This window comes from Nocardia sp. NPDC058640 (assembly GCF_042716995.1).
Lineage (GTDB): Bacteria > Actinomycetota > Actinomycetes > Mycobacteriales > Mycobacteriaceae > Nocardia.
Genome location: NZ_JBHXRG010000034.1, coordinates 18,011 through 34,234 on the forward strand (window position 1 = coordinate 18,011; position 16,224 = coordinate 34,234).

The 16,224-nt window shown below is 67.8% G+C and carries 13 protein-coding genes; 9 read left to right on the plus strand and 4 right to left on the minus strand.

The features are described 5' to 3' along the window. The first annotated feature begins 11 nt into the window (after positions 1-11). The gene (locus ACFWU5_RS25220) at positions 12-983 is read left to right on the plus strand and encodes a heme A synthase (protein WP_379269230.1); all 972 of its coding nucleotides are present in this window, start codon (positions 12-14) and stop codon (positions 981-983) included. A 154-nt stretch (positions 984-1,137) separates the two neighbouring features. On the opposite strand, the gene ACFWU5_RS25225 is transcribed toward ACFWU5_RS25220, so the two are convergent. Then, the gene (locus ACFWU5_RS25225) at positions 1,138-1,503 is read right to left on the minus strand and encodes a hypothetical protein (RefSeq protein ID WP_379242183.1); all 366 of its coding nucleotides are present in this window, start codon (positions 1,501-1,503) and stop codon (positions 1,138-1,140) included. Between the two features lie 76 nt (positions 1,504-1,579). Here ACFWU5_RS25225 and ACFWU5_RS25230 point away from each other — a divergent pair, with 76 nt between their 5' ends. Continuing rightward, on the plus strand, positions 1,580-2,545 hold the full coding sequence (locus ACFWU5_RS25230; protein WP_379269232.1) for a quinone oxidoreductase family protein: 966 nt from the start codon (positions 1,580-1,582) through the stop codon (positions 2,543-2,545). A 73-nt stretch (positions 2,546-2,618) separates the two neighbouring features. Here ACFWU5_RS25230 and ACFWU5_RS25235 read toward each other — a convergent pair whose 3' ends face one another. After that, entirely contained in the window at positions 2,619-3,611 is a 993-nt protein-coding gene (locus tag ACFWU5_RS25235; protein ID WP_379269234.1) for a heme o synthase, read from the minus strand. Between the two features lie 326 nt (positions 3,612-3,937). Here ACFWU5_RS25235 and tkt point away from each other — a divergent pair, with 326 nt between their 5' ends. The 6 genes from tkt (at position 3,938) to ACFWU5_RS25265 (ending at position 11,847) form a co-directional block, all read left to right on the plus strand. Then, positions 3,938-6,079 (plus strand): transketolase, encoded by a 2,142-nt coding sequence (gene tkt / locus ACFWU5_RS25240; protein WP_379269236.1) that lies wholly within the window; start codon positions 3,938-3,940, stop codon positions 6,077-6,079. A 5-nt stretch (positions 6,080-6,084) separates the two neighbouring features. Next, entirely contained in the window at positions 6,085-7,221 is a 1,137-nt protein-coding gene (tal, locus tag ACFWU5_RS25245; RefSeq protein ID WP_379242187.1) for a transaldolase, read from the plus strand. A gap of 4 nt (positions 7,222-7,225) precedes the next feature. Further along, positions 7,226-8,794 (plus strand): glucose-6-phosphate dehydrogenase, encoded by a 1,569-nt coding sequence (zwf, locus tag ACFWU5_RS25250; RefSeq protein WP_379242188.1) that lies wholly within the window; start codon positions 7,226-7,228, stop codon positions 8,792-8,794. Continuing rightward, the gene (gene opcA, locus ACFWU5_RS25255; RefSeq protein ID WP_379242486.1) at positions 8,791-9,699 is read left to right on the plus strand and encodes a glucose-6-phosphate dehydrogenase assembly protein OpcA; all 909 of its coding nucleotides are present in this window, start codon (positions 8,791-8,793) and stop codon (positions 9,697-9,699) included. Before zwf ends, opcA begins: the two co-directional genes overlap by 4 nt. Next, entirely contained in the window at positions 9,692-10,474 is a 783-nt protein-coding gene (gene pgl, locus ACFWU5_RS25260) for a 6-phosphogluconolactonase (protein ID WP_379269238.1), read from the plus strand. Before opcA ends, pgl begins: the two co-directional genes overlap by 8 nt. A gap of 302 nt (positions 10,475-10,776) precedes the next feature. Continuing rightward, positions 10,777-11,847: a hypothetical protein gene (locus tag ACFWU5_RS25265; RefSeq protein WP_379269239.1), complete on the plus strand. Its 1,071-nt coding sequence runs from the start codon at positions 10,777-10,779 to the stop codon at positions 11,845-11,847. 236 nt (positions 11,848-12,083) lie between these two features. On the opposite strand, the gene ACFWU5_RS25270 is transcribed toward ACFWU5_RS25265, so the two are convergent. Next, positions 12,084-12,971 carry a hypothetical protein gene (locus ACFWU5_RS25270; protein WP_379269258.1) on the minus strand — a complete coding sequence of 296 codons (888 nt, stop codon included), beginning with the start codon at positions 12,969-12,971 and terminating at the stop codon, positions 12,084-12,086. Between the two features lie 511 nt (positions 12,972-13,482). On the opposite strand from ACFWU5_RS25270, the gene ACFWU5_RS25275 reads away from it, so the two are divergent. Further along, entirely contained in the window at positions 13,483-15,600 is a 2,118-nt protein-coding gene (locus ACFWU5_RS25275; protein WP_379269259.1) for a thiamine pyrophosphate-dependent enzyme, read from the plus strand. Here the strand turns inward: ACFWU5_RS25275 and ACFWU5_RS25280 are convergent. Beyond that, positions 15,597-16,178 (minus strand): hypothetical protein, encoded by a 582-nt coding sequence (locus ACFWU5_RS25280; RefSeq protein WP_379269241.1) that lies wholly within the window; start codon positions 16,176-16,178, stop codon positions 15,597-15,599. The genes ACFWU5_RS25275 and ACFWU5_RS25280 overlap by 4 nt on opposite strands. Positions 16,179-16,224 lie beyond the last annotated feature (46 nt).

A 16,224-nucleotide genomic window follows, 5' to 3' on the forward strand; every position in this document is an offset into this window, starting at 1 on the left:
CCATTCCTGACGTGCTGTATCGCGCCTTCGTTGCCCTCGTCGACCGGCTGCCGCTGCCCTCCCTTCGGGTGCAGCGGCTCATCGCCATCGCGGTGATCCTGAGCCAGGCCGGAATCTCGGTGACCGGCGCCATCGTGCGCGTCACCGCGTCGGGCCTCGGCTGCCCGACCTGGCCGCAGTGCTTCCCCGGCAGCTTCACCCCGGTGGGCGTCTCGGAAGTGCCGGTCATCCACCAGACCGTGGAATTCGGCAACCGCCTGCTCACCTTCGCGGTGACGCTGTGCGCGGCATTGATCGTGATCGCCGTCGTGCGCGCGCGGCGGCGCAAGGAAGTCCTCGTCTACGCCTGGCTGATGCCCGGTGGCACGGTCGTGCAGGCGATCATCGGCGGCATCACCGTGCGCACCGGACTGCTGTGGTGGACCGTGGCCGTGCACCTGCTGGTGTCGATGGTGATGGTGTGGCTGGCCGTGGTGCTGTACGCCAAGATCTGCGAACCCGACGACGGCATCGCCACCGTTCAAGTGCCCGCTCCCCTGCGCTGGCTGACCGCGCTCAGCGGTGTCGCGCTGGCCGGTGTGTTGATCGCGGGCACGCTGGTGACCGCGGCCGGTCCGCATGCCGGCGACAAGAGCATCGAGCGGCCGGTCGAACGGCTGCAGGTCGAGATCGTCACGCTGGTGCACCTGCACTCGCAGTTGCTGATCGGGTACCTGGCGCTGCTGATCGGCCTGGCGTTCGGGCTGTTCGCGGTCGGGATCACGCCTGCGATTCGTCAGCGGTTGTTCGTGCTGCTGGGGCTGGTGGTCGCGCAGGGCATGGTGGGTGTGGTCCAGTACTTCACCGACGTGCCCGCGGCACTGGTCGCGATCCACGTCGGCGGGGCCGCCGCCTGCACCGCAGCGACCGCCGCACTGTGGGCGTCGCTACGCACCCGCGAGAACATCGACGCACCAGCCTTGTCGCAGACTTCAGTGCACTAGGCCTGTCGCAGACCTCGAGGCACTGAGCGCCGTCACGTTCGCCGACCAGATCCCGGCGGCAACCGTACCGGCTCGTCGTCGCCGAACCCCGCAACGAACACGAAAAGGCCCGCGTCGCACTGCGATTCGCGGGCCTGATTCGTCGATAAGGCCTTTACGCCCCGGCGAACAACCTCCAGTTACGCGCCTTCGGGAACTTGGTCTGATGCGCGACCCACGCCGCCATCTTGTCCCAGTGCTTCGCGGTCGGGGTGACGATCGAGCCCAGCTCACGGCTCCACTCGTCGGTCTCGGCCAACCCGTCCACGCGCTCGACGATCGCCTTCGCGGTCGCCATGTCGCGCACCACCCGGTCACCGAGGATGCCGTCGGCGCCCACGAGAGTGATGCGCACGCCCTGCTTGCCCACGTACTGCAGCACGGCCGTACCCGAACCACCGTGCTGCGCAACGAACTTCACGATGGACTTCTCGACCTCGGCCGGCACCTTCACGGCCTCGGGGGCGGCGGTTGTACTCATACGCCGTAGTTTACCGGCCGGTAGTTTTTCGTCCACCCCCGAGTGACCGCGAACACGAGGTGTAGAAAGTTAACTCATGCGCGCGATTGAAGTTTCCGAGCACGGTGGTCCCGAGGTTCTGCGATATGTGGAGGTGCCCGACCCGTCGGCCGAGCCGGGGCAGCTGCTGGTGCAGACCCAGGGGGTGGGCGTGAACTACATCGACATCTACTTCCGCACCGGCCAATACCCGCAGCCCACGCCCTACATCCCCGGGATGGAAGGCACCGGCATCGTGGTGGCGATCGGCTCCGACGTCACCGAGTTCGCGATCGGCGACCGGGTCGCGTGGGCGGCGGCGCCCGCCAGTTACGCGGAGCTGGTCGCGGTCGACGAGGCCGTGGCGGTGAAGGTGCCCGACGACGTCGACATCGCCGTCGCGGCCGCCGCACTGCTGCAGGGTATGACCGCGCACTACCTCACCGAATCGGTGTTCACCCCCGAACCCGGCGACCCGGTCCTGATCCACGCGGGCGCGGGCGGTGTGGGCCTGCTGCTGACCCAGATGGCCGTCGCGAAGGGTGCCAGGGTGATCACCACGGTCTCCACCGACGCGAAGGAAAAACTCTCCCGAGAGGCAGGCGCCACCGACGTCCTGCGCTACGGCGACGACCTCGCTGCCCGCGTTCGCGACCTCACCGACGGCATCGGCGTGGCCGCGGTCTACGACGGCGTGGGCGCGAGCACCTTCGAAGCCGGCTTGGCCTCCCTGCGCGTGCGCGGCACCCTCGCACTGTTCGGCGCGGCCAGCGGCCCGGTCCCCCCGTTCGACCCGCAGCGCCTCAACCCCGCCGGATCCGTGTGGCTGACCCGCCCGTCGCTGGGCGCCTACACCCGGGACCGCACCGAATTCCTGTGGCGCGCAACCGATGTCTTCGACTGGATCGCCGCGGGCACCCTGAACCTGCGCATCGGCGCCACCTACCCCCTCGCCGACGCCGCCCAGGCCCAGCGCGACCTGGCCGCCCGCAAGACCACCGGCTCGATCGTCCTGCTGCCCTGACCAGTCGCGGCAGCCGGATCCGGAAACGACGATGGCCGGGCATCACTGCCCGGCCATCGTCGCGAGACAGGCTCTACAGCCCGACGAAGCTACCGATCGTGTCCCACCCGAGCACCGAGTCCACGGCCAGACCGCAGAACACCACCGCGAGGTAGTTGTTCGACTGCAGGAACAGCTTCAGCGGCTTCACCGGCTCGCCGCGGCGCACCCCGGCGTAGAGCTGGTGGGCCATCAGCAGGAACCAGGCACCGGCCACCAGCGCGACCGCGGCGTAGATGACACCGGTCGCGGGCACAAGGGCCATGGTCGCGAGCACGGTCAGCCAGGTGTAGATCACGATCTGCTTGGTGACGACCTGCTCGGTGGCCACCACCGGCAGCATCGGCACGCCCGCCGCGCGGTAGTCCTCCTTGTAGCGCATGGCCAGCGCCCACGTGTGCGGCGGCGTCCAGAAGAAGATGACCGCGAACAGCACGATCGCGGGCCAGCCCACGGTGCCGGTGACCGCGGACCAACCGACCAGCGCGGGCATACACCCGGCCGCGCCGCCCCACACCACGTTCTGCGAGGTCCGGCGCTTGAGGCCCTTGGTGTAGACGAACACGTAGAACAGGATCGTGGCAACCACGAGCAGTCCGCTGAGCAGGTTGGCCTGCCACCACAGCCAGGAGAACGAGATCGCGCCGAGCACGACACCGAACACCAGCGCGTGCTGGGTAGGCACCGCGTCGCGGGCCAGTGGGCGACGCGCGGTCCGCTTCATCACCTTGTCGATGTCGGCGTCGACCACACAGTTGAGGGTGTTGGCGCTGGCCGCGCCCATCCAGCCACCGAACAGGGTGACCAGGATCAGCCGGATGTCGACGTTGCCGCGATCGGCCAGCAGCATCGTCGGAATCGTGGCCACGAGCAACAGCTCGATGACGCGGGGCTTGGTGAGGGCGATGTAGGCCAGCGGCTTGCGCACGATTCGCGCGCCCAGGCTGTCGCCCGCGAGGCGGTCGGCCAGTGCCGTCGACGAAGTTCCGTGCGCACCGCTGTTACCCGGCTCGTGACCGATCCGCACTGTATCTCCTCGCACGCTGTGCTTCGCTTCGCATCCGGTAATGGAATGCAGCAGCGCGCGGCTGCGGCGCGGCCACTACTACAGAGGATGGTAGACCCACTCACCTGCCGCTCCGCGCCAGACCCCCGCCACCGTGGGCGCAGTCACTACGTTGTCCACGATCCGAACTAGACTCGCACCCAGGGTTCGCGCCGATCCGATGAACCAGCACCACTAGGGTATTCATGAACATCGGTACGCTTCCCGGCCGCGTGCGATCCGTACGTCATCATCGCCGCTGCCACGCTATCGCCGTCGACGAAACCTAGGTCAGGAGAACCACGGTCGTGCCAGTCACCAGCGACATTCGCGCCCTCACTCAGCGGAACTACCCCAGCGACTGGACGGACCTCGACACCAAGGCCGTGGACACGGCCCGCGTGCTGGCCGCCGACGCTGTGCAGAAGGCGGGCAACGGGCATCCCGGCACCGCGATGAGCCTCGCACCGGTCGCCTACACCCTGTTCCAACGCACGATGCGGCAGAACCCCGCCGATCCGTGGTGGACCGGCCGCGACCGCTTCGTGCTGTCGTGTGGACATTCCAGCCTCACCCTGTACATCCAGCTCTACTTCGCCGGTTTCGGCTTGGAGCTCGAGGATCTGGAATCGCTGCGCCAGTGGGGTTCGCTGTGCCCCGGCCACCCCGAGTACCGCCACACCAACGGCGTGGAGATGACCACCGGCCCGCTGGGTCAGGGCCTGGCGTCCGCGGTCGGTATGGCGATGGCGGCGCGTCGTGAGCGTGGTCTGTACGACCCGTCCGCCGCCGAGGGCGAGAGCCTGTTCGACCACTTCATCTACACCATCGCCTCCGACGGTGACCTCGAGGAGGGCGTCACCTCGGAAGCCTCGTCGATCGCGGGCACCCAGCAGCTGGGCAACCTCGTGGTGATCTACGACGACAACGACATCTCCATCGAAGACGACACGCTGATCGCGTTCAACGAGAACGTCGGCGCACGTTACGAGGCCTACGGCTGGCACGTGCAGACCGTGGAGGGCGGCGAGGACATCGTCGCGATCGAGGCGGCGCTGGCCGCGGCCAAGGCCGTTCGCGACAAGCCGTCGCTGATCATCTTGCGCACCATCATCGGCTTCCCCGCGCCGACCAAGATGAACACCGGTGCCGCGCACGGTGCCGCGCTGGGTGCCGACGAGGTCGCCGCGATCAAGAAGGAGCTGGGCTTCGACCCGGACGCGTCCTTCGAGGTCGCCCCCGACGTCATCGCGCACACCCGCAAGGCCGTGATCCGCGGCCTGGCCGAGCAGGCGAAGTGGGACCTCGAGTTCGCGGCGTGGGCGCTGAAGAACCCCGACAACCACGACCTCTACCAGCGTCTGCAGGCCCGGGCGCTGCCCGAGGGCTGGGAGAAGTCGCTGCCCGAGTTCGAGCCCAGCGCGTCGGGCATGGCCACTCGCAAGGCGTCGGGCGCGGTGCTCGCGGCGCTGGCCGACGTGCTGCCCGAGCTGTGGGGCGGGTCTGCCGACCTGGCCGAGTCCAACAACACCACGATGCCCGGCCAGCCCAGCTTCGGTCCCAAGGACATCTCCACCGCGCACTGGAAGGCCGAGCCGTACGGTCGCACGCTGCACTTCGGTGTGCGTGAACACGCGATGGGTTCGATCCTCAACGGCATCGCTCTGCACGGCCCGACCCGCCCGTACGGTGGCACCTTCCTGGTGTTCAGCGACTACATGCGTCCGCCGGTGCGCCTGGCCGCGATGATGCGCACCACGGTCACCTACGTGTGGACCCACGACTCCATCGGTCTGGGCGAAGACGGCCCGACCCACCAGCCGATCGAGCACCTGGCATCGCTGCGGGCCATCCCGGGCCTGAACGTGATCCGCCCTGCCGATGCCAACGAGACCACCTACGTGTGGCGTTCGCTGCTCGAGCGTGGTTCCGACGAGCACCACTCGCACTACCCGGTGTTCGAGCCCGCCAAGACCGACGGCCCGTCGGCGCTGGCGCTGACCCGCCAGAACGTGCCCACGCTGGAAGGCACCAGCTACGAAGGCGCGTCGAAGGGCGGCTACGTGCTGGCCGACGCCGCGAACGGCACCCCGCAGGTGGTGCTGATGGCCACCGGTTCCGAGGTCCACCTCGCCCTCGAAGCGCGCACTACCCTGGAAGGCAAGGGCATCGCCACCCGCGTGGTCTCGCTGCCGTGTGTGGAGTGGTTCGACGCGCAGGACAAGTCCTACCGCGAGCAGGTGCTGCCCCCGTCGGTGCGCGCTCGCGTGTCGGTGGAGGCCGGTATCGCGATGCCGTGGCACCGGTTCCTCGGCGACGCCGGCGAGCACGTGGGCATCGACCACTTCGGTGCGTCGGCGCCGTACCAGAAGCTGTACAACGAATTCGGTATCACCGCCGATGCCGTGGTCGCCGCCGCACAGCGTTCGCTCGACAATGTGAAGGGGTAGAAACCATGACACAGAACGCGAATCTGGCCGCCCTGTCGGCCGCGGGTGTCTCGGTGTGGCTCGACGATCTCTCGCGTGATCGCATCCAGTCCGGCAACCTCGCCGAGCTGATCGCGACCCGCAGTGTCGTCGGTGTCACCACCAATCCGAGCATCTTCCAGGCTGCGTTGAGCGTGGGGCATTCCTACGACAAACAGCTGAAAGACCTTGCGGCGCAAGGGGCGGACGCCGACGCGGCGATCCGCACGATGACCACCGACGATGTGCGCGCCGCCTGCGACGTGCTCGCGCCGGTGTTCGAGGCCACCGGCGGCGTGGACGGGCGGGTGTCGATCGAGGTCGACCCGCGCTTCGCCTTCGACGCCGACAAGACCGTGGCCCAGGCGATCGAGCTGTGGAAGATCGTCGACCGCAAGAACCTGTTCATCAAGATCCCGGCCACCGAAGCGGGCCTGCCCGCGATCACCTCGGTGATCGGCGAGGGCATCAGCGTGAACGTGACGCTGATCTTCTCGGTGCCGCGCTACCGTGCGGTGATGGGCGCGTACCTCGACGGTCTGCGCAACGCCAAGATCGGCGGGCACGACCTGGCCAAGATCCATTCCGTCGCTTCGTTTTTCGTGTCCCGCGTGGACACCGAGATCGACAAGCGGCTGGAAGCGATCGGCACGCCCGAGGCACTGTCGCTGCGCGGCAAGGCGGGCGTGGCCAACGCTCGACTGGCGTACGCGGAGTACCAGGACGTGTTCGACGGTGGCGCGCACACCTCCACCTACAACCACCTGGCCTCGCAGGGTGGCAACCGGCAGCGGCCGCTGTGGGCGTCGACCGGGGTGAAGAACCCCGAGTACTCCGACACCCTCTACGTCACCGAGCTGGTGGGACCGAACACGGTCAACACCCTGCCGGAGAAGACGCTGCAGGCTTTCGCCGATCACGGTGAGGTCCTGGGCGACACGCTCAGCGGACGTGGCGCCGAGGGTGCCGCGGTGTTCGCCGAGCTGGCGGCGGTCGGTGTCGATCTCGACGACGTGTTCGCGCTGCTCGAGCGCGAAGGGGTCGACAAGTTCGAGGCCGCGTGGGGTGAGCTGATCGAGGCCACCACCGGTCAATTGGATATCGCGGCGGCGGAAGGCAACTAACACGATGGCCGGCACAGCAACGACGGATCAGGCGGGGCTGTGGCACAACCCGCTGCGCGACGAACGCGACAAACGGGTTCCCTTCATCGCGGGCCCGTGCTGCCTGGTGATCTTCGGTGTCACCGGAGACCTGTCCCGCAAGAAGCTGATGCCGGCCATCTATGACCTGGCGAACCAGGGGCTGCTGCCCCCTGGTTTCGCCCTGGTCGGCTTCGCCCGGCGCAACTACGCCGACGAGGACTTCGCCTCGGTGGTACTCGAGGCGGTGAAGAAGCACGCGCGCACTCCCTTCCGGCAGGAGGTCTGGGATCACCTGGCCGAGGGGCTGCGGTTCGTGCAGGGCAGTTTCGACGACGACAAGGCCTTCGCCACCCTGGCCGAAACCTTGAAGCACCTCGACGAAACCCGCGGCACCGGCGGCAATTACGCCTTCTACCTGTCGATTCCGCCGAACATGTTCCCGGTGGTGTTGGACCAGCTGTGCGAGCACGACCTGGCGCAGGCCACCCCCGAACCCGACGGGTACGTCCCGTGGCGGCGCGTGGTGATCGAGAAGCCGTTCGGCCACGACCTGGCCAGCGCCAAGGAACTCAACGCCCTGGTCAACCGGGTGTTCCCCGAGGAGCAGGTCTTCCGGATCGACCACTATCTGGGCAAGGAAACGGTCCAGAACATTCTGGCGCTGCGCTTCGCCAACGAGCTGTTCGAGCCGATCTGGAACGCCAACTATGTCGACAGCGTGCAGATCACCATGGCCGAGGACATCGGATTGGGCGGTCGCGCAGGCTATTACGACGGGATCGGCGCCGCGCGCGACGTCATCCAGAACCACCTGCTGCAGCTGCTGGCGCTGACCGCGATGGAGGAGCCCACCTCCTTCGAACCGATGCAGCTGACCACCGAGAAGATCAAGGCGCTGTCGGCCACCAAACTCGTTGCGCCACTGGACGAAACCACCGCGCGCGGGCAGTACACCGAGGGCTGGCAGGGCAGCGAGCACGTGGTCGGCCTGCATCAGGAAGAGGGCTTCGATCCGCAGTCGCGCACCGAAACCTATGCGGCACTGACCTTGCACGTGGAGAACCGCCGCTGGGCGGGTGTGCCGTTCTATCTGCGCACCGGAAAACGCTTGGGGCGCAGGGTGACCGAGATCGCGGTGGTGTTCAAACGCGCACCACACCTGCCCTTCGATCAGACCATGACCGAGGAACTGGGCCAGAACGCCCTGGTCATCCGGGTGCAGCCCGACGAGGGCATCACCTTGCGCTTCGGCTCCAAAGTCCCCGGTTCGGGCATGGAAGTGCGCGACGTGAACATGGACTTCAGCTACGGCGAAGCCTTCACCGAGTCCTCCCCCGAAGCCTACGAACGCCTGATCCTCGACGTGCTGCTCGGCGTGCCGTCGCTGTTCCCCGTCAACGCGGAGGTCGAATTGTCCTGGCGCATCCTCGATCCCGTGCTCGCACACTGGGCCGCGGGCGGTAAACCCGAACCCTACGAGGCCGGGACCTGGGGTCCCACCTCGGCCGATGAGATGCTCGCGCGCAGCGGGCGGGAATGGCGGCGCCCGTGATCGTCGACATGCCCGACACCACCACCGTCGACGTCGGTAAGCGGATGGTGCAGTTGCGCGAGACCAACGGCGTGATCACCCAGGGTCGGGTGCTCACCCTGGTGGTGTGCACTCTGGATTCCTCCGAAGCCGAGGACGCGATCGACGCCGCCAACGACGCCAGTCGCGAACACCCTTGCCGGGTCATCGTGCTGGCGCGCGGTGACCGCGACGCCGACACCCGCCTGGACGCGCAGATCCGCGTCGGCGGCGACGCCGGAGCGGCCGAGGTGATCGTGCTGCGACTGCAAGGTGCGCTGGTGAACCACGAGAGCAGCGTGGTGACCCCGTTCCTGCTGCCCGACACCCCGGTGGTGGCGTGGTGGCCGCGCGGCGCCCCGGAGTTCCCGTCGATGGACTCGGTGGGCAAGCTGGCCAAACGTCGCATCACCGACGCCACCTTCGCGCCCGATCCGCTGGCCACGATCAAGAACCGAGTGCGCACCTACGCCTCCGGCGACACCGACCTGGCGTGGAGCCGCATCACCTACTGGCGGGCGCTGCTGGCCGCGGCCCTGGACGAGCCGCCGTTCGAACCGGTCACCAAGGTGATCGTGTCGGGGCTGGCGTCCGAACCCGCACTGGACACCCTGGCCGGTTGGCTGGCCTCCCGTCTGCACTGCCCGGTGATCCGCAAGACCGGGGAGTTGAAGGTGGAGATCCAGCGCACCACCGATTCGATCGCCATCGAACGCCCTCAACTAGGAAGGACCGCCACGCTGACCCGCACCGGCGAACCCGACCAGCGAATTGCGTTGGCCCGCCGGGAAACTCGCGATTGCCTCGCCGAAGAACTGCGCCGGCTCGACGCCGACGAGATCTACGCCGAAGCGCTCGCCGGAATCGAGAAGGTGACCTATGAGTGATCTCGACAGTTCAGACGACCTCGGTGCCGAATTCCCCGCCAACACCATCGAGATCCACGACGACCCCGAGCTGCTGGCCGACGCCGCGGCCGAACGCTTCGTCGACGTGATCGTGGCCGCCCAAGCCGAACGCGGCCAGGCCTCGGTGTCGCTGACCGGCGGCAGCGACGGCATCCGCCTGCTCGAGAAGGTCCGCCGGTCCCCCGGCGACATCGACTGGGCCAACCTGTTCGTCTACTGGGGCGACGAACGTTTCGTGCCCGTGGCCGACCCCGACCGCAACGCCCTGCAAGCGGCCGAGGCCCTGCTGGCCCACGTGCCGCTCAACCCGGCGCACATCTTCCCGATCGCCCCCTCCGACGGCCCCTACTCCACCCCCGAGGAAGCCGCCTTCGCCTACGCCAGGGTCATCCACGACCAGCTCGACAAGCGCGGCGACGTCGACCTCACCATTCTCGGCATGGGCCCCGAAGGTCACATCGACTCGCTGTTCCCGCACTCCCCCGCGGTCCGCGAAACAACGGAATACGTTGTCGCCGTCCACGATTGCCCCAAACCCCCGCCGACCAGGGTCACCCTGACCCTGCCCGCGGTCCACCGCTCCAAGCACGTGATGCTCGTGGTCAGCGGCCAGGGCAAGGCCGCCGCGGTGGCCGCCGCGGTCAACGGCGCCTCCCCTGACGACGTCCCCGCCGCGGGCGCGGTCGGCATCGAGTCGACCACGTGGGTCATCGACGAGCCCGCCGCCTCGGATCTGCTGCTCGACGACGAATAGATCACTGCTGTTCCCGAAGCCGGACCGCGATACTCGCGGTCCGGCTTCGTCGTCTAAACATTTTTCTGGCAGTTCATGATCATTCGCACAGCGCGTGGTCGTATCCCCTGTACGCGCGCGCTGTTCGGTTCCCGACCTGGTCGGAGCGGGTAAAATGTCGGGCGATCGGTGTGGCGGGGGACGTGAGTTCGCCGAGCCGGGACGTCGCGGGTTGTCTACCTGTGGTGCTGTCGTGCCCCGTGCGCGCAGTGTGCGCTCGAGCCGGGTGCGAGGTGCCGGCGTGGGAAGGGAAAGGGTGATGGGTGGGTTCCTCAGGACCATGGGAGGACGAGAGTTCGGGGTCACCGTTCGGTCCGCCGCTGGACGAACTCGGGCCCGATCCGGCCGCCGTGGCGGGGTTGCACGAGCAGGCGCCGACTGCGTGGCGACCGGCTGATCCGGAGTCTGCTCCGGACGCGATGATCCCGGCGCCGCCGCCTCAGTTCCGGGCGCCCGCGGGCAATGAGCCGATGCGTGCCACCGAGGGGTTGCCCGACTGGTCGGCACCCGCACGGCCGATTCAGCAGGCTCGGCGCGAACCTCCGCCGCCGATGCAGGCTCGCCCGCCTTTGCCGCAGGAACCGCATCGCGAATCTCCACCACCCAGTCGCGATGATCGGCTGGGCGAACCGCCGCCGTCGTGGGATGACGACCCGATGGCCGAGATCTTCGGGCTCGGTAAGTCGGCCGGGCGGCCGCGGCAACAGTCCTCGTGGGACGAGGACGATCTGTTCGATGAGCTGCACAGCGCGAGCACGCCTGCCACCGGCGCTGCGAAGTCCGGTCGTCGCGGGATCGGCCTGATCGCCCTCGGCGCGGTGGCCACGGTGGCGATCGGCGTCGCGGCGGGGATGACCTATGTGGTGGTGACGGGTCAGGACAACGAACCCGAAACGGTCGTCGTCGCCGCGACGAGCCCGCCGACGACGACCAGGACGGCAGGACCACTGCCCTGCGTCGAAGAACAGCGCGGCAATCTGACCGTCGGCCGCGGTCCCGGTGACATCCACTCCGGTCCCGGCGTGATCCTGGGGTTCGAGTACGCGTTCTACACCGACCGCGACGGTGAGAAGGCGCGGTCGTTCGTGGCACCCGAGGCCGACACGGTGGGTTCGGCGCCGACCATCCAGGGCGGCATCGACAAGTACATTCCGGTCGGCACCACCTACTGCGCCCAGATCAGCCAAATCGGGCCCGACAGTTACGAACTCGACCTGACCGAACGTCGGCCCGGTGGTTCTCCGGCCGACGATCTGCTCTATACCCAGCTCATTACCACGACGGTGCGTGACGGGCGAACGTTGATCGCGTCGATTGCCGAACGGGGACAGTGAGATTCGTCTTGAGCACGCTGTCTCGCACTAGGGTCCGCATACTGAACGACGTTGACTCATCACCACGACCGTGGCCGACGACCGAGTGTTGATCGCGTCCATTGCCAAAGGGGACAGCGAGATTCACCGTGAGCACGCTGACCGCGCTAGGTCCACATACCGAAAAACGTTGCCCTCCAGCCGAATCGGCATGGAGGGCAACGTGTGTTCAGATCACAGTGTGCGCAGCGGCCGCGTCAGACCACGCTTCCTACCGCTCCGCCGATAACGCCGCCGACCACTGCTGCGGGTACACCGCAGGCGACCGCGCCGACTGCCGAACCCGCGGCGACCGTGGCCGCGTACGCAGCGCCTGCCGCAGGGGCGGCCATCACCCCGGCCGTCGCGGCGCCCGCAGCGGCACCGGCCGCGACCGCGGCGGCGGGGGCGAGCGTGACAGAGGTGATCAACCCACCGGCCACGCCACACGCGACCGCTGTCGGCACGCCGGCCACCGCCGCGCCGGCCAAGGCGCCTGCGGCGATCTTGTCCGAACGACTCGGGTCGATGCCGATCGACTTACCACCTGTGGCGATCGCCGCTTCGGTGTTGGCGGCGGCCGAGTTCACCCCGTCGAGAAGGTCCTCGGGCACCGCGTCGGGCACCGGCGAGGTGAAGTCGCCCAACCGCAGCGTCCGGTCCGGCGGGGCGATCGGCGCGACCGGCTCCACCGCTTGCGGTGCGTGCAGCGCGCCCAGGTTCACCGGCGGCGCACCCTCGTTGCTGGGCACCGTCCGATGACCCGGCGGCACAACATATTCCCCGAACGGACCCGGCTTGGCCTCACGCGGCACGGTCACCCCCGGCTGACGCGGAGTCGTGCGCGGCCCGAACGCGGCGTTGGGATCATCGCCCGGCGCGGTGACACCCGGCTGCACCGTGGTGGTGCGCCCCGGCCCGACCACCGGCGTGGCACCCCGATCACCGGGCGGCGGCGGGGTGGCGGTTCCCGGTTCGGGTTTCGGTGTCGCCGGATTCGGCGTCGCCGTCGTGGTTTTCGGCGCCTGCGTGTCGCCGGGCGCCTGGCTGGTGGATGTCGAACTCGCGACATCGGTGCCGGTGTTGGTGCAGGCGACAGCGAACATCACGGGAAGGATCCCCAATGCCGGTGCCGCGCGTCTGGCGATTATTCCTGCTTTGACTCTTCGGTGCTTGCCGGCCATCTCGAACTCCCCGCTTCTTGATCATGTCGACATACGGCACCGTCACGGTGCCGGACGCGCCACTGTAAACATGACCAATGCGCCCCCGTCAAAACCTGCGTGCGGATTGATAGTCATCACGCACTACTCACTGTCGCATCCCACAATGCCGTTCCACCAGGGGAATTGACGCTGTCGCACCCGGGCGACGTGCGGCCGAATGTGTGATCACTCACTCCCGAATCGGAGCCACGGATTTCGGGCCCATCGCCGTGCGGGCCTCGCGGTCGAGTAACACAAGTTGCGCGCGTCTACGGGAATTGCCCCGTGCTGCCCGCGCCATGACAGTAGTTTTCTTGGCAGATGCCGACGGTTCGGACGTCGACTCGACTGCGGGCGAGGAGTTGCGGTGGCGCTGGGTTCGCTTGACCTGGATGAGGCTTTTCGGGGCGCGATGGGGCGGATCGCTGTGCCCGATCGAATCGATTCGGTGGGGGCCATCGATGCCGCGTTCGGGATCGAACTGTTCGACTCTCAGGTTGCCAGTAGGCATCTCGACCTGACGGCGCGGCGGCTGGGGGCTGCTCGGCAGGGGTTCTACAGCATCGGGTCTTCGGGGCACGAGGGCAATGCGGCGGTGGCGGCCGCGTTGCGGGTGGACGATCCGGCGCTGCTGCACTATCGGTCGGCGGCGTTCTTTGTGCAGCGGTGCAAGCAGATTCGTTGGTTGGATCCGATTCGGGATGTGTTACTCGGGGTGGTCGCGGCGGCGGCGGATCCGATTTCGGGTGGGCGGCACAAGGTGATCGGCAGTGCGGCAGCGTCGATCATTCCGCAGACTTCGACCATCGCTTCGCATCTGCCACGCGCGGTGGGGTTGGCGTTCGCGTTGGATCGAGCTGCCAAGCAAGGGGTTTCGTGTTCGTGGCCTGCCGACGCGGTGGTGGTGTGCAGTTTCGGTGATGCGTCGGCGAATCATTCGACGGCCGTCGGGGCCATCAACGCCGCACTGCACGCAGCCCATCAGGGGGTGCCGATGCCGTTGGTTTTCGTGTGTGAGGACAACGGTCTGGGCATCAGCGTGCCCACCGCGCCGGACTGGATCGAGCGGGCTTACGGTCCGCGACCGGGCCTGACCTACCTCGCCGCCGACGGGTGCGACCTGCCCGATGCGCTCGGTGCCGCGCAGGACGCGGTGCATCTGGCGCGGACCTGGCGGGTGCCGGTGTTCCTGCATCTGCGCACGGTCCGACTCGGGGGGCACGCGGGCTCCGATGTCGAGTCTGCCTACCGCAGCCCCGCTGACATCGCCGCCGACCTCGCTCGCGACCCACTCCTCGGCACCGCCCGCTACCTGATCTCAGCGGGTGTCACCGACGCCGACGACCTCCTCGATCGCTACGAGCGCATCGGTGCGCGCGTGCGCGAGACCGCCGACGAGGTGGTGCGGGAGGCCCGACTCGATTCCGCGGCCGCGGTGATCGCACCTCTGGCCCCGACCCATCCCGATGCCATCCGTGAAGACGTGACCCGGCCCCACCCTGAATCCGCGACAACGGAACTCCCCGCTCCGATGACACTGGCACAGTCGATCAACCACACCCTCGGCGAACTCCTCGCCGAGAACCGTGACGTGCTCGTATTCGGCGAGGACGTCGGCCGAAAAGGCGGCGTCTACGGCGTCACCAAAGGCCTGAGAAAACGCTTCGGAGCCCGTCGAGTCTTCGACACCCTCCTCGACGAACAGTCCATCCTCGGCACCGCCCTCGGCACCGCCCTGGCCGGTTTCATCCCCATCCCCGAGGTCCAATACCTGGCCTACGTCCACAACGCCGCCGACCAGATCCGCGGCGAAGCAGCCACCCTGCAGTTCTTCTCGAACGGCCAGTACCGCAACCCGATGGTCCTCCGCATCGCAGGCCTGGCCTACCAAAAGGGCTTCGGCGGCCACTTCCACAACGACAATTCCCTTGCGGCACTGCGTGATATCCCGGGCGTGGTGGTGGCCGTGCCATCGCGCGCCGATGATGCGGCCGGTCTGCTGCGAACCTGTGTGTCAGCCGCCAGGGTCGACGGTCGCGTCTGCGTGTTCGTGGAACCGATCGCGCTGTATCACACCAGGGATCTGCGCCCAGGCGACGAATCATGGCAGGCGGCACCGGTTTCCGAGCACATCCCGATCGGCAGTGCCCGCGTCTACGGTGACGGTAAAGACCTCACCATCGTCACCTTCGGCAACGGCGTACCGATGAGCGTGCGCACCGCTGATCGTCTGGCCACCAGGGGAATTCACGCACGCGTCCTGGACTTGCGCTGGCTGAACCCACTACCGGTCGATGACCTTCTCCACCACGCCGAAGTCACCAGCCGGGTTCTCGTGGCCGACGAAACCCGCAGCAGCGGTGGAGTTTCCGAATCCGTCTACGCGGCACTGATCGACGGCGGATACCGCGGCGCACTCGCCCGCGTCACCAGCGAGGACAGCTTCATCCCCCTCGGTCCCGCCGCGGACACCGTGCTGTTGAGCGAAACCGCGATCGAGACCGCCGCACGGCGTACGGTGCTGAGCTAGTTCGTAAACCGATACCACGGGCCCTCGAGGTGGGTGTAACTCTCGTCGTATTCCCCACTCGCGGCGGGTGGTTCGCCTGCCGGCATGTAGGCGTACCCGGCCGGCATGATCACCCCCATCCCTGGAACCGTCAGCAGGCACCCGTTGTCCCGAGCTTTGATCGTGCTGATCGAATACATCCCGATCCGACGGTTGCCGTCGGCTGGATCGCAGGCTCGGGCGGCCTGCTCGAGCCCGGATTCCGACAGCCGCCACCCGAGCCGTTCCGGCAGCCCACTCGACAGCAGTCCCACCGTGAACACCACGACGAGCGGCACGACAAGGCTGATCCACCCGACGCGGTACATTAGCAGCCCGGAAATCGACCACACGGCCCACACCAGACCGGTCAAGACCAAAAACAGCGGCAGGATCAGCAGCATCTCGAAGTCGGCGTGGGTCACGGCAGCCCACACCCAGCCCAGGCAGCACAGCACGACCACACCGATGATCACGCTGGATCCCACCGGCCACCAACTCGGTGCCCGCCGCTCCCCTGCGGAGACAGTCGGAACCGGCGCCACTCCCCCATAGCTCATAGAAACACCCTACCGACAGCCTGTGCGCTGGTCGGCAGGGTGAAGG

Bases quoted from the DNA above. Each gene is read 5' to 3' on its own strand.
- ACFWU5_RS25225 (WP_379242183.1), bottom strand. From the start codon at position 1,503: ATGAGTACAACCGCCGCCCCCGAGGCCGTGAAGGTGCCGGCCGAGGTC.
- ACFWU5_RS25230 (WP_379269232.1), top strand. From the start codon at position 1,580: ATGCGCGCGATTGAAGTTTCCGAGCACGGTGGTCCCGAGGTTCTGCGA.
- tal (WP_379242187.1), top strand. From the start codon at position 6,085: ATGACACAGAACGCGAATCTGGCCGCCCTGTCGGCCGCGGGTGTCTCG.
- zwf (WP_379242188.1), top strand. From the start codon at position 7,226: ATGGCCGGCACAGCAACGACGGATCAGGCGGGGCTGTGGCACAACCCG.
- pgl (WP_379269238.1), top strand. From the start codon at position 9,692: ATGAGTGATCTCGACAGTTCAGACGACCTCGGTGCCGAATTCCCCGCC.
- ACFWU5_RS25270 (WP_379269258.1), bottom strand. From the start codon at position 12,971: ATGTTCGCTGTCGCCTGCACCAACACCGGCACCGATGTCGCGAGTTCG.
- ACFWU5_RS25275 (WP_379269259.1), top strand. From the start codon at position 13,483: ATGGGGCGGATCGCTGTGCCCGATCGAATCGATTCGGTGGGGGCCATC.
- ACFWU5_RS25280 (WP_379269241.1), bottom strand. From the start codon at position 16,178: ATGAGCTATGGGGGAGTGGCGCCGGTTCCGACTGTCTCCGCAGGGGAG.